At 67.0% G+C, this 25,732-nt stretch carries 22 protein-coding genes; 10 read left to right on the forward strand and 12 right to left on the reverse strand.

Going from position 1 to position 25,732, the window contains the following annotated elements; translation table 11 throughout:
• Position 1 precedes the first annotated feature (1 nt).
• From G6N15_RS09525 to G6N15_RS09535, 3 genes are read right to left on the reverse strand one after another with little or no spacing between them, the layout of a single operon-like run.
• Positions 2-427 carry a CoA-binding protein gene (locus G6N15_RS09525; RefSeq protein ID WP_083089325.1) on the reverse strand — a complete coding sequence of 142 codons (426 nt, stop codon included), beginning with the start codon at positions 425-427 and terminating at the stop codon, positions 2-4.
• Positions 424-927, reverse strand: coding sequence for a transcriptional regulator (locus G6N15_RS09530; RefSeq protein ID WP_083089326.1), 504 nt, complete (start codon positions 925-927; stop codon positions 424-426). Before G6N15_RS09530 ends, G6N15_RS09525 begins: the two co-directional genes overlap by 4 nt.
• The gene (locus G6N15_RS09535; protein WP_083089327.1) at positions 924-3,872 is read right to left on the reverse strand and encodes an MMPL family transporter; all 2,949 of its coding nucleotides are present in this window, start codon (positions 3,870-3,872) and stop codon (positions 924-926) included. Before G6N15_RS09535 ends, G6N15_RS09530 begins: the two co-directional genes overlap by 4 nt.
• 297 nt (positions 3,873-4,169) lie before the next feature.
• Between G6N15_RS09535 and G6N15_RS09540 the strand changes: the two genes are divergently transcribed.
• Positions 4,170-4,745, forward strand: coding sequence for a hemophore (locus G6N15_RS09540; protein WP_083089328.1), 576 nt, complete (start codon positions 4,170-4,172; stop codon positions 4,743-4,745).
• A gap of 23 nt (positions 4,746-4,768) precedes the next feature.
• Here the strand turns inward: G6N15_RS09540 and G6N15_RS09545 are convergent, their stop codons facing one another.
• Positions 4,769-6,013 carry a lysylphosphatidylglycerol synthase transmembrane domain-containing protein gene (locus tag G6N15_RS09545; RefSeq protein WP_083089329.1) on the reverse strand — a complete coding sequence of 415 codons (1,245 nt, stop codon included), beginning with the start codon at positions 6,011-6,013 and terminating at the stop codon, positions 4,769-4,771.
• Between the two features lie 117 nt (positions 6,014-6,130).
• Between G6N15_RS09545 and G6N15_RS09550 the strand changes: the two genes are divergently transcribed.
• On the forward strand, positions 6,131-7,303 hold the full coding sequence (locus G6N15_RS09550) for an AI-2E family transporter (RefSeq protein WP_083089330.1): 1,173 nt from the start codon (positions 6,131-6,133) through the stop codon (positions 7,301-7,303).
• Here the strand turns inward: G6N15_RS09550 and G6N15_RS09555 are convergent, their stop codons facing one another.
• The 3 genes from G6N15_RS09555 to trmB form a co-directional block, all read right to left on the reverse strand.
• Positions 7,304-10,381: an MMPL family transporter gene (locus G6N15_RS09555; protein WP_083089331.1), complete on the reverse strand. Its 3,078-nt coding sequence runs from the start codon at positions 10,379-10,381 to the stop codon at positions 7,304-7,306.
• Positions 10,382-10,442: 61 nt separating this feature from the next.
• A complete protein-coding gene (locus G6N15_RS09560) occupies positions 10,443-11,162 on the reverse strand; it encodes an NYN domain-containing protein (RefSeq protein WP_083089332.1) in 720 nt (239 codons plus the stop codon).
• The gene (gene trmB / locus G6N15_RS09565; protein ID WP_083089333.1) at positions 11,159-11,950 is read right to left on the reverse strand and encodes a tRNA (guanosine(46)-N7)-methyltransferase TrmB; all 792 of its coding nucleotides are present in this window, start codon (positions 11,948-11,950) and stop codon (positions 11,159-11,161) included. The genes G6N15_RS09560 and trmB overlap by 4 nt, the downstream gene beginning before the upstream one ends.
• A gap of 108 nt (positions 11,951-12,058) precedes the next feature.
• On the opposite strand from trmB, the gene G6N15_RS09570 reads away from it, so the two are divergent.
• The 3 genes from G6N15_RS09570 to G6N15_RS09580 all read left to right on the forward strand — a co-directional run bounded on the left by G6N15_RS09570 (position 12,059) and on the right by G6N15_RS09580 (position 16,545).
• Positions 12,059-13,033 (forward strand): hypothetical protein, encoded by a 975-nt coding sequence (locus G6N15_RS09570; RefSeq protein ID WP_083089352.1) that lies wholly within the window; start codon positions 12,059-12,061, stop codon positions 13,031-13,033.
• Positions 13,030-14,577 carry a hypothetical protein gene (locus tag G6N15_RS09575; RefSeq protein ID WP_232070386.1) on the forward strand — a complete coding sequence of 516 codons (1,548 nt, stop codon included), beginning with the start codon at positions 13,030-13,032 and terminating at the stop codon, positions 14,575-14,577. Before G6N15_RS09570 ends, G6N15_RS09575 begins: the two co-directional genes overlap by 4 nt.
• Before the next feature lie 144 nt (positions 14,578-14,721).
• The gene (locus tag G6N15_RS09580; RefSeq protein ID WP_083089334.1) at positions 14,722-16,545 is read left to right on the forward strand and encodes a phosphoenolpyruvate carboxykinase (GTP); all 1,824 of its coding nucleotides are present in this window, start codon (positions 14,722-14,724) and stop codon (positions 16,543-16,545) included.
• Between the two features lie 48 nt (positions 16,546-16,593).
• Here G6N15_RS09580 and soxR read toward each other — a convergent pair whose 3' ends face one another.
• Positions 16,594-17,064, reverse strand: coding sequence for a redox-sensitive transcriptional activator SoxR (soxR, locus tag G6N15_RS09585; protein WP_083089335.1), 471 nt, complete (start codon positions 17,062-17,064; stop codon positions 16,594-16,596).
• A 57-nt stretch (positions 17,065-17,121) separates the two neighbouring features.
• Here soxR and G6N15_RS09590 point away from each other — a divergent pair, with 57 nt between their 5' ends.
• From G6N15_RS09590 to G6N15_RS09605, 4 genes are read left to right on the forward strand one after another with little or no spacing between them, the layout of a single operon-like run.
• Positions 17,122-17,835 (forward strand): SDR family NAD(P)-dependent oxidoreductase, encoded by a 714-nt coding sequence (locus G6N15_RS09590; RefSeq protein ID WP_083089336.1) that lies wholly within the window; start codon positions 17,122-17,124, stop codon positions 17,833-17,835.
• The gene (locus G6N15_RS09595; protein ID WP_083089337.1) at positions 17,832-18,890 is read left to right on the forward strand and encodes an S-adenosylmethionine:tRNA ribosyltransferase-isomerase; all 1,059 of its coding nucleotides are present in this window, start codon (positions 17,832-17,834) and stop codon (positions 18,888-18,890) included. The genes G6N15_RS09590 and G6N15_RS09595 overlap by 4 nt, the downstream gene beginning before the upstream one ends.
• 34 nt (positions 18,891-18,924) lie before the next feature.
• Positions 18,925-20,442 (forward strand): fatty-acid--CoA ligase FadD4, encoded by a 1,518-nt coding sequence (fadD4, locus tag G6N15_RS09600; protein ID WP_083089338.1) that lies wholly within the window; start codon positions 18,925-18,927, stop codon positions 20,440-20,442.
• Positions 20,443-20,445: 3 nt separating this feature from the next.
• Complete coding sequence (locus tag G6N15_RS09605; protein ID WP_083089339.1) at positions 20,446-21,396, forward strand: enoyl-CoA hydratase/isomerase family protein; 951 nt, start codon at positions 20,446-20,448, stop codon at positions 21,394-21,396.
• Here G6N15_RS09605 and G6N15_RS09610 read toward each other — a convergent pair.
• From G6N15_RS09610 to G6N15_RS09625, 4 genes are all read right to left on the reverse strand, one after another.
• On the reverse strand, positions 21,393-22,187 hold the full coding sequence (locus G6N15_RS09610) for an alpha/beta hydrolase (RefSeq protein ID WP_083089355.1): 795 nt from the start codon (positions 22,185-22,187) through the stop codon (positions 21,393-21,395). The two genes, G6N15_RS09605 and G6N15_RS09610, sit on opposite strands and share 4 nt — an antisense overlap.
• A 100-nt stretch (positions 22,188-22,287) precedes the next feature.
• Complete coding sequence (locus tag G6N15_RS09615; protein WP_083089340.1) at positions 22,288-22,776, reverse strand: Hsp20/alpha crystallin family protein; 489 nt, start codon at positions 22,774-22,776, stop codon at positions 22,288-22,290.
• A gap of 124 nt (positions 22,777-22,900) precedes the next feature.
• A complete protein-coding gene (locus G6N15_RS09620) occupies positions 22,901-23,353 on the reverse strand; it encodes an Hsp20/alpha crystallin family protein (protein WP_372506518.1) in 453 nt (150 codons plus the stop codon).
• 128 nt (positions 23,354-23,481) lie between these two features.
• On the reverse strand, positions 23,482-24,642 hold the full coding sequence (locus G6N15_RS09625; RefSeq protein WP_139797986.1) for an acyl-CoA dehydrogenase family protein: 1,161 nt from the start codon (positions 24,640-24,642) through the stop codon (positions 23,482-23,484).
• Positions 24,643-24,700: 58 nt separating this feature from the next.
• Between G6N15_RS09625 and G6N15_RS09630 the strand changes: the two genes are divergently transcribed.
• Positions 24,701-25,690 (forward strand): MaoC family dehydratase, encoded by a 990-nt coding sequence (locus tag G6N15_RS09630; RefSeq protein ID WP_083089342.1) that lies wholly within the window; start codon positions 24,701-24,703, stop codon positions 25,688-25,690.
• Positions 25,691-25,732 lie beyond the last annotated feature (42 nt).

Genomic DNA, 25,732 nt, shown 5'->3' on the forward strand with positions numbered 1-25,732 from the left:
CTCAGCGTCGGCACAGGCGGGAGTGGTCGACCTTCAGGCAACGGTCCATCACGACTTGCAGGCCGGCGGCCTCGGCCTCGCGGGCCACCTCCTCATGCCACAGGCCTTGCTGCAACCACAGATATTTGGGCCGCGGCTGTAAGGCAAGCGTGTCGGCCAACACCGACGGCAGCTCGTCGTAGCGGCGGAATACGTCGACCATGTCAGGAACGACGGGAAGGTCCGCCAGGCTCGGATAGACTGGCGCGCCGTCGATTCCAGTGATGGTCGGGTTGACCGGATACACCTCGTAGTCGCCGGTCGACACCAGATACGAGTAGACGCCGTGACTCGGCCGGCCCGGCTTGTCCGACGCGCCGACCACCGCAATGCTGCGCGTTTGGCGCAGGATCTCTTGCAGCGCGGCGGCGTCGGGTTGGCCGGTCATGAATTACCGGCCGGACGCTGCGACCTCAATTTGGCGAACCGGTCGGACAGGCGGCGCATGCGGATCATCAGAGAGGCCGACGGGCTGACCCTGGCGTCGAGGTAGGCGGCGAGGTCCTCGGCGGGAACTCCGATGCGGGAGGCGAATTCCTGCTCCCGCAAACCGGACCGTTCGATCAGCAGCCGCACGTGGCGGGCCACCTCTGCGCGTTCGTCGGCTTCCAAGTGTGCGCGGGCGCGTTCCAGCACCTCTGCCATCGCTTTGGAGATGCCGTATGGCCGTGAGCCCGCGAGAACCTCTTCGACCTGGCGGGCGGTCCGCCCGTACGGGTCGCGTTTGAGCGCGACTGCGATCTGCTTCCAGGTGCCGATGTCCCCGCTCTCCAGCGCCGAGTGGATAGCGGCGGTCGGCCAGAACTCGACCGGGCGGTCGGTGTACCGCGGCTGGGTGGGGGGCCGACGCGGCATCGGTCCAGGCCGTCGGTCCGCTGCCAACGTCACCTCGCCTCCTCCAGCATCGCTACGGCCACCGATAGGCAGCGCTGCCTGACCTCTTCCCACTCGGCCCGGGCACCCGGGTCCGACAAGTCCTCGTCGTCGATGTCGGACGGGTGCGGATCCGCAAGCCGACGGACCAACTGGCTGGCGACCCATTGTCGCCTCGGTTGTTGACAACAGTAATACCTGTCCATCCCCGCCAGGACCACAGCAGCGGTTTCCGGTTCCATTGCGTCGACGAGTTCAGCAAACTCGGCGTAGTCGCGGCTGCTGTTGCGGCACATGATCAAGTAACCCTTCATGCGCAGGGTTTCTGCGCCGGTCGGGATCTGCAGCCGGTCGCCGGTGGGCAATTGGACGTTGGTGGTCTCCACCGGACTGCGCCGCTCGAACGTCGGGTCAACCGCATCGGCCTGGGCTTCCAGTGCGTCGAGGGCCACGGAAAGCCGGCCGCGCCACAGGGTGACCGGATGCACCGGTCGTGCCGTGCTCCGGCCGGTGCCGTTGCGGTACGGCAAGCCGCCGAACTTTCTCGCCACCGCCGACCCGTTGGCCGCGACAGTGGTGCCTGCCATCGCGGTGCGACGGGTGGTGGCCTCTTCACCGCCGTTATCCCGGCCGCCGCACCCGGTAAACGCCAGCGGATCCGTCACCGAGATCGCGTCGGGAACCAGGCGCTTAAGCCGTGCCGCCGACTTGATCACCACGCGCAGATCGGCGCTGGGCACCACCGGCGCGGAGATGTCGTCGGGAATCATCACCACGTCGCCGAGCTCCACCTTGGGCAGCGGCTTTTCGAAGTCGACCGACGGCAGTATGCGGTGCAGCCACCGCGGCAGCCACCAGTTCCACTGCTCGAACATCGCCATCAGCGCCGGCACCAGGACCAGCCTCACCACCGTGGCGTCGACGGCGATCGCCACGGCGCAGGCCACCCCGATCTCGGCGACCAGCGGCATACCGGCGAACGCGAAGCCGATGAACACTGCGATCATGATCAGCGCTGCGCTGGTGATCGTGCGCGCACTGGTGCTCACACCGTAGGCGACAGCGTCGCGGGTATGCCCGGACTGCAGGAAACGTTCCCTAATCCGGGTCAGCAGAAAGATCTCGTAGTCCATCGACAGCCCGAAGGTCATCGCCAACACCAGGGGCGGCACGGTGGAATCGATGGAACTGATGCGCTCGAAACCAAGCTTTTCCAGCCAGCCCCACTGGAAGACCATCACCAGGCTGCCGTAGGCGGCGGCGACCGACAGCATCGTCATCAGCACGCCCTTGAACGCCAAGAACACCGACTGGATCGAGATCAGCAGCATCACAAAAGCGATCGTCGCGACGAAAACCAATACCAGCGGCTCGGTTTCGGCCACGCGATCGTCGAAGTCTTTGATGAGCGCGGTGGGTCCGCCGACATCGACGCGCAGCGAGCCGGCGCCCGGGACGTCGGGCAGGTGGGCGCGCATCCAGTCCACGCTGTGCCGTGCGCTCATATCCTCGGGATCCACCGACAGCACCGCATTGAGCAGCGCGCTGGTGTTGTCGTCAGCGAATACCGGCGCTGTCACCGACACGATGTCGGGAGCGCTCGCCAGTTCGCGACCGATCGCCGCGAGGGTGTCCTGGTGCTCGGGTGAGGATGCATCGGCGTCGGGGAAGGTGACCAGCACCTGCACCGGGCCCAGCGCCCCGGGCCCGAGCGCCTGGGCCGCCGCGGCCACCCCTGAGCGGATCTCGTGCGTGGAGTCGAACTGGCGCAGCAGGCTGTTGCCCAGCACCATCGATACCGACGGTGCCGCCATCGCGATGAGGATTGCCGCCGCGCCCAATGCCGACGCCCACGGGCGGCGCATGACCCACCCGATCCAGCGGGTCCAAAACCGCGACTGGGTGGACTCAGGCCGCCGCGACCAGTGCAGCACCGCTGAGCGCTTGGCGGCGGCGCGCCCGAAGGTCGCCAGCACCGCCGGCGTCATCGTCGCCGACGTCAGCATCGCGACCGCGACAGCGAGGATCGCGCCGGTGGCCATCGACGCCAGCGCCGGAGTGCCGATCAGATAAATCCCGGTCAGCGAGGCGACGACGGTCATGCCGGACAACACCACCGCCAGGCCCGAGGTGCCCATCGCCGCGTCGATGGCTTCCTGCGGTTGGCGACCGGCGCGCAGCTCCTCGCGGAAGCGCATCAGGATGAACAGGGAGTAGTCGACGGCCAGCGCAATGCCGAACATCGACACCGTAGAGGTGACGAACACCGACATCGTGGTGTACGCCGACAGCAGGTACACCAGGCCCATGGTGATCGCGACGGTGCAGATGCCCAGCGCCAGCGGGATCGCGGCCGCGGCCAGCGAACCGAACACCGCGAGCAAGACGATCAGAATGATCGGCAGGTTCCACCGTTCGGCGGCGGCGATGTCGTGTTTGGTGTTTCCCGCCGCGGCTGTAGACAGCGCGCCCTGACCGATGACATAGAGCCGGACCCGGCCGTTGTTGATGCTGCCCGCTTTGTCGCCGTGCACGCCGACCTTGTCCCGCAGCTTTTTGGCGACATCGCTGGCGCCGCTGTTGTTGAAGTCCAGCCGCAGCGACACCACATAGGGGCGGTCCGGCTGCGGGGCCGGCTGGCGTGGGTCGGTAACCACCGACACGTTGGGAACCTCGCGGGCCACTCGGTTGAGCAGCGCGACGGCGTCGTTCATGTCCGCGTAGGTGGCGTCGGCGCGGGGGGATGCCACCAACGCCAGCGGAGAAGCGCCCTGATCGGGGTAGTGGTCCTCGAGCTGATCGTGAACAAGCAGCGACTGTGAGCCCGAAACTTCGAAACCGCCGCCGGTCAAATGACCCGACTGGGTCATCGTCAGATAAATCGCGGGAATTAGTGCCAGCAGCCAACCCGTGAACACAAGCCAGCGATATCTGCGCAGGTTGCTGCTCAGACGCATCATGAACTGCTGGATTTCTTTCCCCGCCTTCTACCCCGTTGCGTGGACGCGAGCCTACCGCAGCTTGCTGTAAAGTAACTCGACTTATCGGCTCTGAGCTGCGGTGACTCCAAATCGTGATGGTCTTGATGCCCCGATCCCGACGCTGGACCGTGAGCGGATTCTCAGCGTCCTCAATTGGCGGCGTCCTTGCAGTAGATGGCACGATGTCAGGTGGCCGTCACCGGGTCGGGCCAAAGACCCTGGGCCTCAGCCCGTTTGCGAGACATGTGGATATTCGCAAACCGTAAGGAGTTATCCATGAAACCGACTGCTGCGACCTTGCGTCACGGGCTTTTCGGGGTGTTGACGGCTGCGGCGTTGGGTGGCGTCGCCACCGCTGTGCTTGCTGTGCCCTCGGCAACGGGTGCACAGGATCCGTGCGCGGCAAGCGAGATGGCCAGGACGGTCGGTTCGGTGGCCAAGTCGGCAGGCGACTACCTGGACTCGCACCCTGAGACCAACCAGGCGATGACGTCGATCTTGCAGCAGCCGGCGGGGCCCCAGTCGGTCACGTCGCTGAAAAGCTATTTCGAAGCCAATCCCAAGGTGGCTAGCGATCTGCAGACGATCTCGGCGCCGCTGACCGGGCTGGGAACAAAGTGCAAGCTGCCGATCACGCTTCCGCAGATGCTCGGGCTCGTGCAGGGCGCCCAGAACGGGCTCCCGGGTGGTCTGCCCGGCGGCATTCCGCCGGCCCAGCCGGTTGCCGGGACGCCCGGCGGCGCGCCGGCCGCACCAGCGGCCCCACCGGCCGGGACCGGACCTCAGCCGGGTCCCGCGACCGGACTCCAGCCGGGTGCGCCGGCCGCATCGCCGATAACCGCTGTCAGGTAATCACTAACCGCGTCGTGCCGTAGCTACGGGCTGCCGAGCGGGTTGCGCGGAGTGCTGCGCCGGTCGGCGGATGCGGCGTCTGGATTGGCCGGTAGTAGCGGGCCCGGCAACGCGGCGTCGGGCGGTGTGGGGTGCGGCAGCTCGACTTGGCTGTTCGACTCGGCGACCGGGCCTGAGCCAGCTGCCTGTGGCGCGGCGGCTTCGGCGTCGGCGACGACGGCGTCGGGTTCTGCCTTGTTTTCGGTGCGGAACATGAAGAAGAACACCACCCACCCGATGGCGGCGATGAGCAACCAGCTGATCGCCCGGTAGATCAGCATGGCCGAAATTGCGCCCGGCAGCGACATGCCGCTCGAAACGAGGCCGGGCACCAGGACCGCCTCAACGACCAGCAGGCCGCCCGGCATCAGCGGGATCGTGCCGACCGCACGCGCAGCCGCACAGGCGACCGTCAAACCCGCGAGCGACGCCGTGCCGCCCGTGGCATAAGCGGCACAGCCGAGGCAAGCGACGTCGGTGATGCGGTTAGCAAGCGACCAACTGAACGCCACGGTCAAGTCGCGGCGGCTCAGACTGACCGACTCCAGTTGCGTCAGAATCTCGCGCCACTTCTGCACACCGGTGCCGGCGGGTTTGCCGCGAATCGAGTTCACCCACGACAGAACGCGAAGCCCGATCCCGTCGATCAGCTCCGGACGCGATGCCACCGCCTGCGCCAGTAGCAACAAGGTAAGGAAGCCGCCGAGCGTGAAAAGCAACGAAAACGGATTGTTCTTCGCGCCCAGCAAGAACGCGCCGCCCAGACCGAGCAGCGCCAACCCGACCGCCTGCAGGACGCCCGCCATCACCAGCTGCCAGGACGCCACCAGCGTCGAAGCACCCCAAAGGCGTTGCTGCCGAAGCAGAAACGTGGCCGCGAGCACGGGCCCGCCCGGCAGCGTGGTGCTCAACGAGTTGGCCGCATAGTAGGCGGCTTCAGAGCGCAGTTGCCTGACTTGTACCCCGGCCGATCTCAGCAGCGTGCGCTGGATCTGCGCAAAGCTGTGCATCGATGCGATTGCCGCCACCGTGGCCGCCACCAACCACCACCACTTGGCCGACAGCACCGTCGTCCAGGCCTTGGCCAACTGATCCCACACCAGCCCCACTTCGACCGCGAGCACGGTCGCCACGACGGCCAGAACGACCCAGCGCAACCACCAGTATTTGCCCCGGGAAGGTCCTTCCTGCTGAGGGCGAAGGGGGCCAGCCTGTGCGTCATACGGCACTGCTTAAGGGTAGCGGTGCACGTCGCGGCGTCAGCGTCGCGCGGCTTCGCCGGGGTGTCGGCTTGTGGCGCAGGGTTTCGGCCGTTTCAGCGCGGACAAGGTGGATACGCTACCGGGATGTCTGTGCTGGAAGACGAATCCGTCCACCCGCTTGTGCGCAAGGCGGCCGCGTGGTCATGGCGACTGTTGGTGATGTTCGCCGCCCTGGTGGTGGTGCTGTGGCTGATCAAGCGGCTGGAGGTCGTCACCGTTCCGCTGGCGCTGGCGCTGATCCTCTCGGCACTGCTGTTGCCCGGCGTCGACTGGCTGGACCGGCACGGGGTGCAGCGTGGGCTCGCGGTGTTTTTGCTGTTGCTCACCGGGTTCGCCGCGATCGGCGGAGTTCTGGCTTTCGTCGTCACCCAGTTCATCGACGGTCTGCCGGGGCTGGTCAATCAGGTGACGCACTTAATCGACTCGACCCGTAAGTGGCTCGTCGAAGGCCCGATCCACATGAGCCGGGACCAGGTCAACAACATCGGCAACACCGTGACCGACATGCTGCAAAAGAATCAGTCCAAGCTGACGAGCGGCGCACTGTCGACAGCGACCACCATCACCGAGATCGTCACCGGCGCGTTCGTGGTGCTGTTCACGCTGATCTTCTTCTTGTACGGCGGCCGCAACATCTGGCAGTTCGTGGTCAAGATCTTCCCGAGCGACGTACGCGAGAAGGTCCACAAAGCCGGCATCGCTGGGTTCCAGTCGTTGATCGGTTACGTGCGGGCGACTTTCCTTGTGGCGCTGGTCGACGCAGCCGGTGTCGGTACCGGTCTGGCGATCATGAGTGTGCCGCTGGCTTTGCCGCTCGCCTCGCTGGTGTTTCTCGGCGCCTTCATCCCGTTGGTCGGGGCGGTGGTCAGCGGATTGGTGGCGGTGATAGTGGCGCTGATCGCAAAAGGATGGATTTATGCCTTGATCACGCTGGGGGTGATCATCGGGGTCAACCAATTGGAGGGGCACGTGCTGCAGCCGCTGGTCATGGGGCGCGCGGTGTCAATCCATCCGTTAGGCGTAGTGGTGGGTATTTCAACCGGCGGCATCCTCGCGGGCATCGTCGGCGCTTTGCTGGCCGTCCCGACCATCGCGTTCTTCGACCGTGCGGTACGGGCGCTGATGGCATCCGGTCCCGCCCCGGAGGTGGAGGCGACAGCCGACAGCGGCCCGGCGCTCGTCCATGCCGAACCGGACAGCGTCGAATCGGATTCGTCACCGCATGGTGGCGAGTCCAAGCAACATACCGCGGACTAGTTAGAACCGGCCTTCGCGGCGCAGCAGATCTTGGGCGCTGACGCTGCCGCGCTGGCGGGGCTGCTCGCCGCTGTTGCCTCGCCGGCCGCGCGAGTTCAGCTTCTCGGTAGCCACGTCTGAGTCGCTTTCCTCCGATGGCGGAGTAGGGATCGCGGTGGTGGCGTCAGCGTCGCTGGCCGGCGCGTCGGAATGGTTGTCCGGAACGGGCAGACCGGGGGTCTGCTCGGCCGACGGCGTGGGCGTCGCGGCCTGTGCTGCGCCGTGCAGATCCGCCGGACGGTCACCTTGGCGGTCGCGAGCCGGTGGACGCTCCTCGCGTTCACGGCGTGGTTGGTTATCCCGCTCACCCGGCCGCGGCGGCGCTGGGGGCACGTCCCGGTCGTGGGGCGGCCGGTCCCGGGGCACGTCCAGACCGTCGCGCAATTCGCTGAGCCACGACTCGATTTCGCGGTCATGCGGCGCAGCCGGCTGCTGCGGGCGCCGGTTGGTCGGCGCCGCATTCGTGACAGTGCTCTTCGGTGTGGACAAGCGGGTCGTCGGCGGCTCCGCTGGCTCACCACCCCCAGCTGGCATCCGCGTGGTGGCGGCACCGGAGGGGGTCGGTTGAGCGGGCGGCCGGGACGGGGGCCGCCCAGCCGTGCGAGGACGCGACGGTCCCTCTATGCCGGGATGGGTTGGATCGTGCGGCGGACGCGGCGGCCGGCCAGCTGAGGCCATCGCCGCGGCCGGTGTCCGCTCGGCCGGAGGACGTTCGGCCCTGCGGCGGGGGACCGGCAGCTTACGTTCGTCGGGCAGGTGGATCTCGCCCAGCCCGATGCGGTTTTGCAGGCGTTTCATCCACGCCGGCGCCCACCAGCAGTCGTCGCCGAGCAGTTTCATCACCGACGGCACCAGGAACATCCGCACCACGGTGGCGTCAAGCAACAGCGCCGCCATCAACCCGAACGCCAGGTACTTCATCATCACGAGGTCGGAGAACACGAAGGAGCCGGCGACCACGGCAAGCACGGTCGCCGCCGCGGTAATGATGCGACCGGTGGTCGCTGTGCCGATCCGGATCGCTTCCGCGGTGGACATGCCGCGTTCCCGCGCCTCGACCATCCGGGAGACCAGGAACACCTCGTAGTCGGTCGACAACCCGAAGACGACCGCGATGATCAAGCCGATCACCGGCGCGGTCAGCGGTGTCGGCGTGAAATTCAGCCACTTGGAGAAGTGACCGTCGACGAAGATCCACGTCAAAATGCCCATCGTCGAGCCGAGTGTCAGCGCGCTCATCACCGTTGCCTTCAGCGGCAGCACCAGCGACCCGAATGCCAGGAACATCAGCAGCGTGGTGGTGGTCAGCAGGATCACCAACATCAGCGGCAGCTTGGCGAAGATGCCGTGGATGCTGTCCTGCACGAGGGCCTGGGTACCGCCGACCATGATGTTGAGGCCCTTGGGTGGGGTGATCTCCCGCAGCTCGGCGATCTTCTTCTTTGCATCGTTGGGGTTGACCAAGCCGTTCTGGATGACCCGGACCGTGTCGTCCTTCGGATGGGTGGTGCCGTTAGGTCCCGGGACGCACGGATTACCCGCGATATTCGGGCATGGACGTTCGTCCCACGTCTTGGCGGTGAACCCGTTGATCGGCGCCTTGCTGCGGATGTCAGCGACCTGCTGATCGGTCACCTTGCTGTGGTTGGTGCTCTGGATGACCAGGGTCACCTGCTCGGTGCGGTAGCCGGGGAACAGCTTGTCGAAGTGCTCCTGGGCTTGGCGCACCGGATTGCTGGGCGGCAGGTACTTCTCGCTGAAGCCGCCGAGCTCCAGCTTGAACAGCGGCATGATCAGCAAGATCATCGCGACGACGATCGGAAGGGCGAACAGCAACGGGCGCTTCATCACCCGGTTGACCAGCTTGCCCCAGAACTCGTGCTCGACCTCTTCGCGGGTCTTGGTCTTCTGCAGCAAATCCGCCAGCCAGTTCAGGTATGCCCGGGACACTTTCCAGTTCGCGAGGAACGGAACCCGGAACAGCGTCCGCACGCCCAGGGCGTCGACGTGGTGGCCCAGGATGCCGAGCACGGCCGGCAGGATGGTGATCGACAGAATCGCCGAGAGCATGACCGCCGCGATCGTGGCGTAGGTCAACGACTTCAGGAAGCCCTGCGGGAACACCAGCATGCTGGCCGCTGATACCGCGATCAGCACTGCCGAGAACGTGACGGTGCGCCCGGCCGTCATCATGGTTCGGCGAACCGCGACCTCGCTGTCGTAGCCCTCGGCGATCTCTTCTCGGAACCGGCTCACCACGAACAACCCGTAGTCGACGGCGATACCGAGGCCGATCATGGTCACGACGGGTTGGGCGAAGAAGTGAACCGGCCCGAAGATCGCGATGAAGCGCATGATGCCCAGCGCCCCGGCGATGGCCAGACCACCGACGATCGCCGGCAGACAGGCGGCGACCACGCCACCGAACACCAGGAACAGCACCACCGCCACCAGCGGCAGCGCCAGCACTTCCATACGGCGCTGGTCGGTTTCGATGGTTCCGGTCAGCGCGTTGGCTACCGGTTCGAGCCCGGCCAGTTCGATCTTTCCGCCGTCAAGTTTTTGCAGGTCGGGCGCGATCGCCTTGTAATTGTTGAGGATGGTGTCGTCGTCGTCGCCCTTGAGCGGGATCGACACGAACGTGTGCTTCTTGTCCGCGGTTGCCATCCCCTTGACCACCGGATCGGTGGTGTTGGGCGCGGCCAGGTAACCGACCCAGCCCAGAACCTGCTTGGGATGGTCGGCCTTGAACTTGTTGAGCTGGTCCTTGATCTGTTTCGACCAGACCGGGTCGTCGACCGTTTTGCCCGGCGGTGCGGGGAACGTCGCGACGATGTGGCTGGTGCGGTCGCGCCCGTAAACCTGGTCGCCCAGCACCGATGCCTTCACCGACTGGCTGCTGTCGTCGTAGAAACCGCTCTGCGTGACGTGCTTGCCGAGCGTCAGCCCGAAGATGCCGCCGCAGAGGCAAAGCGCCACCATGACTCCGATTACGATGAACCGGTAGCGGTAGACCATTCGGCCCCACCAGGCGAACACGTAATCTCCTTACTGGATCTGCTGAAAAACCCCGTGACCCGCGGCGTTTTATCTAGTTTTTTTACACACGCGAGGCCAGTAGCGAGGACAGCGGCCGGAACGGCTGCAGCCACGCCCCTTCTTCAGGCAGCGAATCCAAACCGATCCGCGGCAGCGGCTCCCGGAAAACGCCTGCAATGTCCTCCAGGTCGACGAACTCCAAGCTATCCGACGCTAGCGCCCAACTCGCATGTTCGCGAAATCCGAGCACTTGGACGGGTACCCCGCCGCGCGCAATGTCTTCCAGCGGTTGCCGGAAGGCCTGACCATCAGCGGAGGCCACCACCAGCGCGGCAAGACCCTCATTGCACCGTAGCGCGATGTGCCGCAGCATGTCGCCGTCGACGTCGCTGTTGTCGTCGACCTTCGGTTTGGCGAAGACGGCGAAGCCCACGTTACGCAACGCGTCCACCCACGGGCGCACGACATCGGCGCTTCCTGCGGCGATGTTGGTGAACACGGTGGCCTCAGGTTCGACGGACACATCGGAGCGACCCGCGGCCAATTCGGCGGTGCGGGCGAGCAGCCAGCGGCCCAGCGCGTCGAACCGCGGACGCTCCAGCGCCGTCGGGCGCCGGCCCAGGATGGAGCCCAGGCCCATGTCGAGGTTGGGGGCGTCCCACACCAACAGCACACGGCGAACCGGCTGAGCGAATCCGCCGACGCCGTTCCCATAGGAGTCGGTCGAGGCCGCCGGGGGAGGGAAAGGTTCGGGTGTGTGTGTTTCTTGCGTCAGGCTCATGGCTGTCTTTCCCAGAGCAACTCCGTTACGGCACTGCCCGCGTGCCGGGCTTTCGTTTCATATTTAGTCGTCGGGCGCTCGACCGAGATGGCCAGCGACCGCGTACCGGGATCAACCCGGACAAGGCGCGGCTCACCGTCACCGGCCTGAGCGATCTGCTCGGCGTAGCCGGCGTGGTCGGTCGCCACATGCAGCACGCCGCCGGGTCGCAGCCGCTCGGCGATCAACGCGAACGTCGCCGGTTGCAGCAACCGGCGCTTATGGTGGCGAGCTTTGGGCCACGGGTCGGGAAAGAAGACGCGGACCCCGGCCAGCGAACCGGGCGCGATCAGGTGTTGGAGCACGTCGACGGCGTCGCCGCGGATCAGCCGGATATTGCCGACGTCTTCACGCGCGACGGCACAGAGCAGCTGCGCCAACCCGCGCCGGTACACATCCACCGCGATGACGTCGACATGCGGCTCGCCCTGAGCCATCGCCAGCGTGGAAGTGCCTGCGCCGCAGCCGATCTCGAGCACTACCGGCGCCTCGCGGCCGAACCAGGCGGCGGTGTCCACCGGGCTGGTGTCGACGGTCGCGGTCGGATGGCCCCCGGAGCGGGGGGCATCGAGGCCGTACACCGGCCAGAGCCGTTCCCATGTCTGTTGCTGTGCGCTGGAGAGCGCGGAACGCCGGGACCGAAAGCTGGTGACCCGGGGATAGCGCGGCGCAGACAGATCGGTGTCGGGCAGCTCCGCCGATGTCGCTGCTGCCCCGCGCTGCGCATGCATCCGTCCATCGTGGCCCATGAACCCATGGTGCAGCCGCCCCGTGGTGCAGATTGATACCCAACAGTTGCCTTCTGCTGCTATGGCGTGGCTCGCGTCACGGCGGCGCAGATGCCACCATTCGTGGGCATGAGCGAGCAGGGGCACCAGTTCTTCGTCGATGAGCTGGCACGATTCGCGGACGAGGTCGACGATCCTGCGCTGAGCGATGTCGCGCGGCGGGTAGCGGCGCCGCTGCGCGTGGCGGTCCACGGGCGGCGCGGGGTTGGCCGCGGTACGGTCGCGCGGGCGTTGGCCGGCGCGGGTGTGCACATCACCACATGGGAAGCCGACGTCGACGTCTACGTGGTCGCCGAGGTGGTCAAGCCCGAGGACCGCGACGCCATCGCCGCGGCGCGCCAGCCGGCGGTGGGGGTGCTGACCAAGGCGGATCTGATGGGACCGACGGCGGCGGCGCACTGTGCACTCCTGTCCGAGGTCACCGGAATCGCGGTCGAGCCGATGATCGGGTTGCTCGCCGCCGCCGCGATCGAGTGTGATGACGCGCTGTGGCCGCCGCTACAGCTGCTGGCCGCCCAGCCCGCCGATCTGACCTCGGCAGATGCGTTTCTGGCCGCCGCGCACCGACTGCCGCGCACTACCCGGCAGCGGCTGGTGGAGACTTTCGACATGTTCGGCATCTCGCTGGCGGTCGCGGCGGCGCGGCAGGGGAGATCTTTTGGGCAGGTCCGCGCCTGGTTGCGGCGCGCCAGCTGCGTCGACGTCGTCGTCGACCGGATCAACGCGGCCGGCGCCGAGGTGCGCTACCGGCGCATCCTCGACGCGCTCGACGAACTGGAGACGTTGGCTGTGTGCGACCAGCGGATCAGCGGCTTCTTGTCCCGCGACGACACGGTGATCGCCCGGATGGCCGCCGCGGTGGACGTCGTCGAAGCCGCTGGTCTAAGCGTCGACCCGGGTGACGGCCGGGCTGCCCACCTGCGGCGGGCCGTGACGTGGCAGCGCTACAGCCGCGGACCGGTGTCAGCCGTGCACCGCAGTTGCGGCGCGGACATCGCCAGGGGATCGCTGCGGCTGTGGTCGCACGCTGGGGGGTCGCCGTGATCGAGACGGACCGCCAGGATCCGGCCGCCGAAGTCGACGCCTTGGTCGCCGCGATCGGGCCCCGGTTGGCAGCGCCGAGCGTGCAGCGCCGAGATGCCGTCCTGGTGATGGGCCCGTGGCTGGCCGGCGTCAGCGCTGTGGCATCGGCGCTGCGTGAACGGCTGCCTGAGCACACCTTCATCGAATCGGCCGACTTGGCGCCGGGCGAGGTGCCGACCGCGGTGGTGTTCGTGGTGTCGGCGGCGGCCGAGCTGACCAGCTCCGACTGCGCGCTGCTCGACGCCGCGGCCGCCGACACCGACGTGGTGATCGGCGCGGTGTCGAAGATCGACGTGCACCACAAGTGGTGTGACATGCTGGCGATCGACCGTGACCTGCTGGCCGCCCATGCGCCGCACTACCGCAACGTGACGTGGGTGGGAGTGGCCGCCGCACCCCAGACCGGCGAGCCACGCGTCGACGACCTGGTCGCCGAAGTCGGCAAGCAACTGGCCGACCCGGACGTCGCGCGGCGAAATCGGTTGCGCGCGTGGGAATCTCGCCTGCAGATGATTGCCCGCCGATACGAACGCGATGCCGAGGGCGCCGGCCGGCAGGCCCGGGTGGCCGCATTGCGCGACGAGCGCAGCACCGCCCTGCGGCAGCGACGGCTGTCGAAATCCGAGCGCACCATCGCGCTGCGCAGCCAAACCCAGCAGGCGCGCGTCCAGCTGTCCTACTTCGCCCGCAACCGGTGTGCTTCCGTGCGCAGCGAGTTGCAGGAGGACGTGGCTGGGTTGACCCGGCGCAAGCTGGCGGGCTTCGAACCCTATGCCCGTGACCGGATCACCGAGGTTGTGGCCGACGTGAACGACGGCAGCAGCCAGCACCTGGCCGACATGGCCCAAAGCCTGGGTTTGTCTGTCGAGCTGCCGGCCGCGCCGCAGCCGCCCGTGGCCGAGGTGCCAGCGCCGCCGCTGAAATCCCGACGGCTGGAGACCCGGCTGATGATGGCGCTGGGCGCCGGTTTCGGCTTGGGCGTGGCCCTGACGCTGAGCCGGCTACTGGCGAACCTGGCCCCGGGCCTGACTGCGGCGGGGATCGTCGCGTGTGTGGCGATCGGGCTTGCGGTCACCGTGTGGGTGGTGGGCACACGAGGATTGCTGCATGACCGCGCGGTGCTCGACCGCTGGGTGGGTGAGGCGACCGCGTCGCTGCGAGCAGCGGTCGAGCAGCTGGTTGCGACCCGGGTGCTCGCCGCCGACACCGTGCTGAGCGCCGCTCTGGGCGAGCAGGACGAACTCGACCATGCAAGGGTCGCCGCTCGGGTGAAAGCGATTGACAGCGAACTGCGCGAGCACGCCGTGGCCACGGCGCGGGCGACTGCGGTGCGCGACCGCGAGATGCCGACGCTGCACGCCGCGCTGGCAGCGGTTCGACGCGAGCTGGGCGAACTGGACGAGCCGGAAATTGACGAGCCTGACGTCGACGACGAAACGGCGCCGCTGGCTGGCGCCACAACCAGCGCAGACGATTCGGCCGCACCCGAGGAGAACCGCGAGTGACGCTCATCTGAATCGTTCCTGTGAGTGAGCTGATACACGCCCGAGCCATCCTGGGTATATCACCCGCGATAACCTGTTCTTAGAGCCACAGCGAATCCCAGGGACGAAACACGTCCGAGATTGATACGTACGCAGGAGAAGCTAATGACCTCAGCGACCGTTCCCGGTCTCGATACCGCGCCGACGAACCATCAGGGTCTTTTGGCCTGGGTGGAGGAGGTCGCCGAGCTGACCCAGCCGGACCGGGTGGTCTTTGCTGACGGCTCCGACGAAGAGTGGCAGCGGCTGTGCGATCACCTGGTTGAGGCGGGCACCTTCAAGAAGCTGAACGAGAAGAAGCGCCCCAACTCCTACTTGGCGCTGTCCGATCCGTCCGATGTGGCGCGAGTGGAGTCTCGGACCTTCATCTGCTCGGAGCGCAAGGAAGACGCCGGCCCGACCAACAACTGGATGGACCCCGCGGAGATGCGGGCGACCATGACCGAGCTCTACCGCGGCTGTATGCGCGGCCGCACCATGTGGGTGGTGCCGTTCTGCATGGGCCCGCTGGGCGCCGACGACCCCAAGCTGGGCGTCGAGATCACCGACTCCGAGTACGTCGTCGTCTCGATGAAAGTGATGACCCGGATGGGCAAGGCTGCCCTGGAGAAGATGGGTGACGACGGCTTCTTCGTCAAGGCGTTGCATTCGGTCGGGGCGCCGCTGGAGCCCGGCCAAAAAGACGTGCCGTGGCCGTGCAACGACACCAAGTACATCACCCACTTCCCGGAGACCCGCGAAATCTGGAGCTACGGCTCCGGTTACGGCGGCAACGCGCTACTGGGCAAGAAGTGCTACTCGCTGCGCATCGCGTCGGTGATGGCCCGCGACGAGGGCTGGCTGGCCGAGCACATGCTGATCCTCAAGCTGATCTCGCCGGAAAACAAGGCCTACTACTTCGCTGCGGCGTTCCCGTCGGCCTGTGGCAAGACGAACCTGGCGATGATCCAGCCGACCATCCCGGGGTGGCGCGCCGAAACGCTCGGCGACGACATCGCCTGGATGCGGTTCGGCAAGGACGGCCGGCTCTACGCGGTCAACCCGGAGGCCGGCTTCTTCGGCGTCGCGCCCGGCACCAACTGGAAGTCCAACCCCAACGCGATGCGCACCATCGCCGCCGGCAACACCGTGTTCACCAACGTCGCACTCACCGACGACGGCGACGTGTGGTGGGAAGGTCTGGAAGGCGAGCCGGACCACCTGATCGACTGGAAGGGCAACGACTGGGTTATCCGCGAGACGGAAACCAAAGCCGCTCACCCGAACTCGCGCTACTGCACCCCAATGTCGCAGTGCCCGATCCTGGCGCCGGAGTGGGACGACCCGCAGGGCGTGCCGATCTCCGGCATTCTGTTCGGCGCCCGCCGCAAGACCACGGTTCCGCTGGTGACCGAGGCCCGCGACTGGCAGCACGGGGTGTTCATGGGCGCCACCATGGGCAGCGAGCAGACGGCCGCCGCCGAGGGCAAGGTCGGCACGGTGCGCCGCGACCCGATGGCGATGCTGCCGTTCTGTGGCTACCACGTCGGCGACTACTTCCAGCACTGGCTGGACCTCGGTAAGAACCATGACGAGTCCAAGCTGCCCAAGGTGTTCTTCGTCAACTGGTTCCGCCGCGGCGACGACGGCAAGTTCCTGTGGCCGGGCTTCGGCGAGAACAGCCGGGTGCTCAAGTGGATCGTCGACCGCATCGAAGGCAGGGCCGGCGGTCGGGAGACCCCGATCGGCATCGTGCCCAACGTCGACGACCTCGACTTGGATGGCCTCGACGTCGACGGCGACGATGTGGCGAAGGCGCTTGCCGTCGACGCCTCCGAATGGCGCCGCGAACTGCCAATGATCGAGGATTGGTTCGAGTTCGTCGGTGAAAAACTGCCCACCGGCGTCAAAGACGAGTTCGAGGCACTCAAGCAGCGACTCGCCGAATAAGCGCGAACAGACGTAAAGGCCCCCAACACGCCTGGCGTGTTGGGGCCTTTACGTCTTCTCGGCAGGCATGCGTCGCAAGGACTTCGGTAAGTAGACCGCACCTGGGCCGGCTCCCGCTGCGGAGTCGGCGGGATTGGAGATCGCGCACCGCTTCAGCGACAGACAACCACACCCTATGCAGGAGTCCAGGTTGTCGCGCAGTGCCATCAGACCGGCGATCTGGTCGTCGAGTCGCGCCCGCCAATCCTTCGACAACCGGTTCCAGTCGGCGCGAGTCGGCGTGCGGCCGTCGGGCAGCTTCGCCAGCGCGGCGGCGATCTCGTCGAGGCTGAGCCCCACATTGCGGGCCGCACGGATAAATGCCAAGCGGCGCAGCATGTTTCGTTCGAATCGACGCTGGCCGCCAGACGTCCGTGACGCGGTGATCAGCCCGGCATTCTCGTAGAAGCGGATTGCCGACACCGCGAATCCGCTGCGCTGCGCAAGTTCGCCGACGGTCAGTAGATCTCGACTGTCCATGTGACCTACCTCACTCCACGTTGACTTAAAGTTAACTTCAACTACCAGTATGCCGGTATGACGCAAACTCAGAACACCAGACCCGTTGCCATCGTCACCGGCGCCGCACGCGGCTTCGGTCAAGCGCTGACCGCGGCCTTGCTGGACCGCGGCTGGACTGTCGTCGGTGACGGCCGCCGCGGCAACGAACTAGAAGTACTTGCCCACCAACTGAACTCACCCCAGTTCATCCCATTGCCCGGTGACGTCACGGACGCCGCGCATCGCGCCGGACTGCTCGCCGCCGCCGTCGACGCCGGACCGCTCACCCTGCTGGTGAACAATGCCAGCCGGCTGGGCCCCAGCCCGCAGCCTGCGCTGGCCGACTACCCGCCCGCCGAACTGCGCGCGGTCTACAACACGAACGTCTTTGCCCCGCTTGACCTGATCCAGGCGGCACTGCCGGCGCTGGTCGCCAACCGCGGCGCGATCGTCAACCTGACGTCCGATGCGGCCGTCGAGCCCTACCCGGGCTGGGGTGGATACGGGTCGTCCAAGGCTGCGCTCGACCAGCTCACCGCGATCCTGGCCGCCGAGACTCCCGGTGTTCCGGTCTACGCCTTCGACCCCGGCGACATGCGCACCGAGATGCACCAAGCCGCGTTCCCCGGCGAGGACATCTCGGATCGTGCCGAGCCGGCATCGGTGGTGCCGGCACTGCTGCGGCTGCTCGACACCCGTCCGCCAGCCGGGCGCTACCGCGCCGCCGACCTCAAGGTGGCGCGCTCATGAACCTTCCCAGCCCACTGACCGCTTTTCAGCGCCCGCCGGGCTCCGATGCCACCGGCCCGCCCGAAGCACGCGGCGTCGCCCGCGACGCGGTCAAACTGCTCGTCGCCCAGCCGAGCGGCATCAGCCACGCCCGCTTCACCGACCTCGGCGACTATCTGCGCCCCGGCGACCTGCTGGTGGTGAACAACTCGGCCACACTGCCGGCCGCTGTCGACGGCCGCCGGCGTGGACAGCCCGTCACCGTCCACTTCTCCACCGCGCGTACCGCCAACACCTGGGTGGTCGAAGTGCGACCGGCTGGCACCGCGACCGCGCATCTGCCCGACATCCGCCCCGGCGAGCGCATCGACCTGCCCCACGGCGCTGCACTAGACGTCCGCTCGTCCTACCCCGTAGCGGGCGTCGAAGGGGCACGACTGTGGACGGCGCGCGTGGCGGTCGAGGGTGGCGTCCCGTCGTACCTGGGCCGGCATGGCCGACCGATCCGCTACGCCTATGTGCCGCGGCAATGGCCGCTCAGCTACTACCAAACCGTCTTCGCCCGCCGCCCCGGCAGCGCTGAAATGCCGAGCGCAGCAAGGCCATTCAGCACCGAACTCGTCACGGCGCTGGTGGCCGCCGGTGTCGTTATCGCGCCGATCACCCTGCACGCCGGGGTCTCGTCAGCGGAGGCGGGAGAGCCGCCCGCACCCGAACCGTTCGAGGTCCCGGCAGCCACCGCGCGCCTGGTGAACCTGGCGCACGCCATGGGCCGCCGGGTGATTGCGGTGGGCACCACGGTGACCCGTGCTCTCGAGTCTGCCGCCGACGGCAGGGGCATGGTTATTCCGAGGGTGGGGTGGACCAACCTCGTCCTCGGGCCGGACCATCCGGCTCGTGTGGTCGACGGCCTGATCACCGGATGGCACGACGCCGGCGTCTCGCACCTGTTGCTGCTCGAGGCCGTCGCCGGCCCCGACATGGTGGCCGCTGCCTACCGGGAAGCCGTCGACCACGGTTATCTCTGGCATGAATTCGGAGACAGCGCCCTGTTGTTCCCTGCACCGACCACTTGACACCTGTCAACTTTCGCAGCGGTACAGTCTGCGCATGCAGATCCGCGAACATCTGGGCGCCGACAAGCCCGCCGTCATCCTGCATCCGTCCGGCACCGTCGTGACCTTCGACGACCTGGAAGCCCGCGCCAACCGGCTGGCGCACTACTTCCGGCGCGCCGGCCTGCGGGAGGGCGACACCGTTGCGATCCTCATGGAGAACAACGAGCACATCCATGCGGCCATGTGGGCGGCCCGGCGCAGCGGTCTGTACTACGTGCCGATCAACACCCACCTCACTGCCGCGGAGGCGGCCTACATCGTCGACAACAGCAGCGCCCAGGCGATCATCGGCTCGGCTGCGCTGCGCAAGACTTGCGAGAACCTGGCCGAGCATCTTCCGAGAGGCTTGCCGGCCCTGTTGTTGATCGCCGACGACGACCTCGACGGTTGGCTGCGCTACCCCGAATGCGTTGCCGACCAACCCGATACGCCGATCGACGACGAAGTCGAAGGCGATCTGCTGCAGTACTCGTCGGGCACCACCGGGCGGCCGAAAGGCATCAAACGCGAACTGCCGCACGTCTCCCCGGCCGAGGCGCCCGGCATGATGTCGGCCTTGGTCGGCTTCTGGATGGACCCCGATGCGGTCTATCTGAGCCCCGCCCCGCTATATCACACCGCGCCGTCGGTGTGGTCGATGAGCGTGCAAGCCGGAGGGATCACGACGGTCGTCCTGGAGAAGTTCGATCCCGAGAGCTGCCTGGACGCCATCCAGCGCTACCGGGTCACCCACGCGCAGTTCGTGCCGGCCATGTTCACCCGCATGCTGAAACTGCCTGAATCTGTTCGCAATTCATACAACGTGTCCAGCCTGAAGCGGGTGATGCACGCGGCGGCGCCCTGCCCCGTAGAAATCAAAAAGCAGATGATGCAGTGGTGGGGTCCGATCATCGACGAGTACTACGCATCCTCGGAGGCGATCGGGTCGACGTTGATCAGCGCCGAGGAGTGGCTGGCGCACCCCGGTTCGGTCGGCAAGCCGATGCTCGGCGCGGTGCACATCTCGGACGAAAACGGTGACGAGCTGCCCCCAGGGCAGCCGGGCGAGATCTACTTCGAAGGCGGCTATTCCTTCGAATACCTCAACGACCCGGAGAAAACCGCCGCATCGAAAGACAAGCACGGCTGGGTCACCGTCGGCGACGTCGGCTATCTCGACGACGAGGGCTACCTCTATCTGACCGACCGACGTCACCACATGATCATCTCCGGCGGAGTCAACATCTATCCCCAGGAAACCGAGAACCTGCTCGTCACCCACCCGAAAGTGCTCGACGCGGCGGTCTTCGGCATACCCGACGCGGAGATGGGCCAAAGCGTCAAGGCGGTAGTGCAGACCGTCGACCCCGCCGATGCGACCGACCAGTTCGCCGACGAGCTGCTGGCCTGGTTGCGAGATCGGTTGGCGCATTACAAATGTCCACGGTCGATCTCGTTCGAGGCGCAGCTGCCGCGCACCGAGACGGGCAAGCTGTTCAAACGCGAACTGGTCGAGAAGTATTCGGCGTAAACCATGCTTCGGGTGGTCGACCTGTCGGCGGCGCCGGACGCCGACGTCGCACCGCCGCCCGGGGTAATCGTGGCATTCGGTTCAGCTGCTGAACTTGCCGCGCCTGACGCTGAGCCATGGCTTGCCACAGCAACTTTCACCCTGACCGAAGATCCCAGCAGCGACCTGCGGGTGATCACGGTCGACTCGGTGCCCGACGCCCTGGCCACGTTGCGCGAACGCTGCACCCGATGGCCGCATGCCAGCGCCGTCTGCGACGACGTGCTGCGCAGTATCGATCCGCTTGGGCCCGCCCTGGCCGGGGTGGTGACCGAGTCGCTGGCCTACTCCACCCTGCAGGCCGGCCCGGAGTTCGCCCGCTGGCTTGCCGAGCGCGGCCCGGCCCAGTTGCCCGAGATGCCCGACCCGGTACTGAGCGTGCGCGACGGCAATACGCTGCGGATCACGTTCAACCGGCCGCAGCGCCACAACGCGTTTTCCACCGATGCGCGCTCCGCGCTGCTGGAAGCATTGACGGTCGCGCAGCTCGACACGTCGGTGCAGGAGGTGGTGCTGACAGGCAACGGGCCGTCGTTTTGCAGCGGCGGAGACCTCGCTGAATTTGGTACATTCGACGACCCGGCCAGCGCGCATCTGGCCCGCACCCGGCACAGCCCGGCCCTGGTGCTCGACGCGATCGCCGCCCGGCTCGGGTCGGCCTGCCGCGCCGAGGTGCATGGCCGGGTGCTGGGCAGCGGACTGGAGATGGCGGCGTTTTGCGGCCGGGTGGTGTGCCGACCCGACGCTGTCTTCGGCTTACCCGAGCTGAGTCTGGGACTGATCCCCGGGGCCGGCGGCACCGTCAGCGTGACACGACGCATCGGTCGTTGGCGCACCGCGTATTTGGTGCTCTCGGGCACGAACATCGACCCGGACACCGCGCTGCAGTGGGGGCTGGTCGATGCGATCGCCTAGCCGCCGAGCACGCCGTGCTCACGCAAGAACCGCACGATCGCGTCGATCATCACCGGGCCGTCGAGCAGCTCCATGCTGTTGTGGTCGGCGCCCGGCACCAAGACGAATTCCTTTGGCTGGCGGGCTTTGTCGTAGAGCCGCCGGCTGAGCTGCGCCGGCACCAGCGTGTCGCGATCACCGGCGATCACCAGCAACGGTGCAGCCACCCGCGAGATTCGGTCGATCGACGGGTAGCGGTCGGCCAGCACTGCGGCGACCGGGAGCCACGGGTAATGCAACCGGCCGACGTCGATCAGCGACGTGAACGGTGAACGCAACACCAGCGCAGCCGGTGGCGACTCGAGCGCGAGGCGAACCGCGACCGCCGCGCCCAGCGACTCACCGAAGTAGGCGACTCGCGCGGGATCGACTTGCGGCCGGGCGACCAGGAAAGCTCGCGCCGCGCGGGCGTCGGCGGCCAATCCGTCTTCCGACGGGCGACCCGAATTGCCGCCGTAGCCACGGTAGTCGAACAGCAGCACCGACAAGCCTGCACGACACAGCGCAGCGGCCAGCGGCGCGCGCAGCGTGCGGTCACCCCCGTTGCCATTGCAGATCAGCACCGCAGGCCCACGGGCCGGCGCCGGCAAGAACCATGCGCTCAGCTGCAGTCCGTCATCGGTGTCGAGCACCACGTCTTCACCGCCGGGCAGCAGGGTGCGGACAGACGGCAGCGGCCCGGGCGTCGGGAAGTAGATCAACCGCCGCTGCACTGACGCCAGCAGCGGTATGTCCACAGGGAAGCGCGGCATCAGCAACACTTAACACGGCCCGGCCGCCGGTTGGCCAGTTACCGCACGCGACGCGGCGAAACACCCTGCCGTAACTGGCCACTCGGCGCGCTGAGCCTGCTCAGTGGCGGACGATGGGCCGCAGCCAGCGACGCGCCCAGTGCAGATGCTGACGGTCTCCGGTGCGACCATTGTCGCGCCGGCCGGCCTCGATGGCGATCTTGCGCGCTTTGGCAGCAGTGTCCAGCGGAATCGTCAGCCGCAGAACCCCATTGGTGTAGTCGGCGCTGATCCTGTCGCTGTCCAGCTGCTCGTTGAGGTAGAACTGGCGGATGAACACGCCGTGTGGACGCTCGGACGTTACCCAGACGCGGTCGCCGTCAGCGGGCTCCTCGCGTTCGGCGCGCACCGTCAGCACACCTCTTTCGACGGTGACGTCAAGCGAGTTTGCGTTGATGCCAGGCACGTCGAGCTCCGCAATCATGGTGTCGCCGTCGCGCCAGGCATCCATCCGCATCAACGCGGGGTGGGCGGCGGTGCCGAGGATTCGTGGAAGTCGTGCGGATAGCCGGTCGAGGTCGTCAACGAATGGATCGAGCAAGCTGGTCATCACCTTTCACCTCCTTCAAGAGTACGTCGCCGGATACCTGCGATTGGTGAGCGAAGACCGCCCTGGCGCAGGCGGTTCCAGGGCGGCCCTCGCTGTGGACTTACTCCGGTTCAGCCAGGCCGCCTCAGGCGTCGATGGCCTTGTGGGCGCCGGTCTCGATGGCGATCTTGCGGGGTTTGGCCGCCTCGGCCACCGGAATGCTCAGCCGCAACACGCCGTCGCTGTAGTTGGCGCTGATCTTGTCGGCGTCCAGGCTGTTGCCCAGGAATAGCTGCCGGCTGAACACGCCGTACGGGCGTTCGGCGACAACCCAGTTGCGCTCTTCCGTGGCGGCGGGGCGTTCGGCTTTCACCGTTACCGTGTCGTGCTCGACACTGACGTCGATGGAGTCCGGCTTGATGCCTGGAAGGTCAAGTTCCACGACGTAGTGGTCGCCCTCGCGCCAGGCGTCGATCGGCATCACCACGGGACGGGTGGCGGTGCCCAGCGTGGTGCCTAACAGCTGCTTGGTGAGTCGATCGAAGTCACGCAGGAACGGATCAAACGTCAGCATCGTCATCACTCCCTTCTGCGACATCGATGTGCTGGTTTCGGCACAGATAACCTCTGTCTGCGGCCGCATATTCCTGGCCTCCGCCGAGCGGCCACTAAATGCACGCCGGCGGCGAGAAACCGTGCCATAAGTGGCCGCTCGGCGGCGAGGACCTAAATCCCGCCGCGCGCGACCAGCTGCCCGGCGATGACGTTGCGCTGGATTTCGTTGGTGCCTTCACCGACGATCATCAGCGGTGCATCGCGGAAGTAGCGTTCGACGTCGTATTCGGTCGAATAGCCGTAGCCGCCGTGGATGCGCACGGCGTCGAGGGCGATCTGCATCGCCACCTCGGAGGCGAACAGCTTGGCCATCCCGGCCTCCATGTCGCAGCGCTCGCCGCTGTCGTAGCGCTCGGCGGCATAGCGGGTGAGCTGGCGAGCGGCGGTGAGCTTGGTCGCCATGTCGGCCAGATAGTTGCCGACGGCCTGGTGCTTCCAGATCGGCTTGCCGAAGCTTTCCCGCTGCTGGGCGTACGCCAGCGCGTCGTCCAACGCTGCCGTGGCCACTCCCAGCGCACGAGCGGCCACTTGAATACGGCCGGTCTCAAGGCCTTTCATCATCTGCGCGAAGCCTTTTCCGGGCACCGCGCCCAGGATCGCCGACGCCGGCACGCGGCAGTTGTCGAAGGACAGCTCGCAGGCCTCCACCCCCTTGTAGCCCAGCTTGGGCAGATCCCGCGACACCGAGAGCCCGGCGCAAGGATTCTCCACCAGCAATACCGAAATCCCTTGGTGCCGCGGCGTCGCGTCCGGGTCGGTCTTGCACAGCAAGGCGATCAGCCCGGAACGCCGGGCATTGGAAATCCAGGTCTTGGATCCGTTGACCACCAGGTCCTGGGAATGGGGGCTGTCGGGCAGGGCCGTGGTCGACATGTTCTGCAGATCCGAGCCGCCGCCGGGCTCGGTCAGCGCCATGGTCGCCCGCAGCTCACCGCTGGCCATCGGCGGCAGATAGCGGCGCTTCTGCTCCTCGGTGCCGAACAGCGACAGCAGCTTCGCAACCACGGTGTGCCCACCCATCGCGCCGGCCAGGCTCATCCACCCCCGCGCCAGCTCCTGGGTGACCTGCACGTAGCACGGCATCGACACCGGCGACCCGCCGTACTCGTCGGGAATAGCCAAGCCGTAGATCCCGATCCGCTTCATCTGCTCGATCCACGCCTCGGGGTAGGCGTTGGCGTGCTCGACCTCGCGCACCGTGGGCTTCACGTCGCGGTCGATGAACTCTCGCACCGTGGCGACCAGCATGGCTTCTTCGTCGTTGAGACCCATCGATCACCTTCCGCGTGTGCCAGGATCTGTACCGCCATACTGACGCACGGGAGGTGCGATGAGAGGCGGGCCCTATTTCGACGACCTCGTGGTGGGCCAGGTGTTCGACTGGGCGCCGTCGGTGACGCTGACTGTCGGGATGGCCGCGGTTCACCAGGCGATCGTGGGTGATCGGTTGCGGCTGCCGCTGGACGCCGACCTGTCGGCCGCGGTCACTGGCGCGCCCGCCGCGCTGGCGCATCCGGGACTGGTCTGCGATGTCGCGATCGGGCAGACGACGCTGGCCACCCAGCGCGTCAAAGCCAACCTGTTCTACCGCGGGCTGGTGTTTCACCGGTTCTCGGTCATCGGCGACACCCTTTACACCCGCACCGAAGTGCTGGGGCTGCGGGCCAACTCGGTCAAGCCGGGGCGCGCGCCGACCGGGCTGGCGGCGCTGCGGATGACCACCATCGACCAGGCCGACCGGTTGGTGCTCGACTTCTACCGCTGCGCCATGCTGCCCGCCAGTCCCGACTGGCGGCCCGACGGTCAGCCCGGCGACGACCTCTCCACCATTGGCGCCGACGCGGTGGCACCTGCGCATGACCCGACCGCCGAGTGGGACGCCGCCGCGTTTCGCCGACGGGTGCCGGGCCCGCATTTCGACGCCGGTCTCGCCGGTACGGTGTTGCACAGCAGCGCCGACGTGGTGAGCAGCGCACCCGAGTTGGCGAGGCTCACGCTGAACATCGCTGCCACCCATCATGATTCACGGGTGAGCGGACGCCGGCTGGTGTACGGTGGCCACACCATCGGCTTGGCACTCGCGCAGGCCACCCGGCTGCTGCCCAACCTGGTGACCGTGCTGGGCTGGCAGTCGTGCGACCACACCGGTCCGGTGCACGAGGGCGACACGCTCTACAGCGACCTGCATGTCGAATCCGCCGAGCCGGTCGCGAACGGCGGTGTGCTGGGCTTGCGGTCGCTGGTCTACGCGGTCAGCAGTTCTCCCACAGAGCCCGACCAACAGGTGCTGGATTGGCGGTTCACCGCGCTGCACTTCTAGACGCGTCCGGTTGGTGCATCCGGGTGACGCCGTTGCTGCCAC

This window comes from Mycobacterium noviomagense (assembly GCF_010731635.1).
Taxonomy (GTDB): domain Bacteria; phylum Actinomycetota; class Actinomycetes; order Mycobacteriales; family Mycobacteriaceae; genus Mycobacterium; species Mycobacterium noviomagense.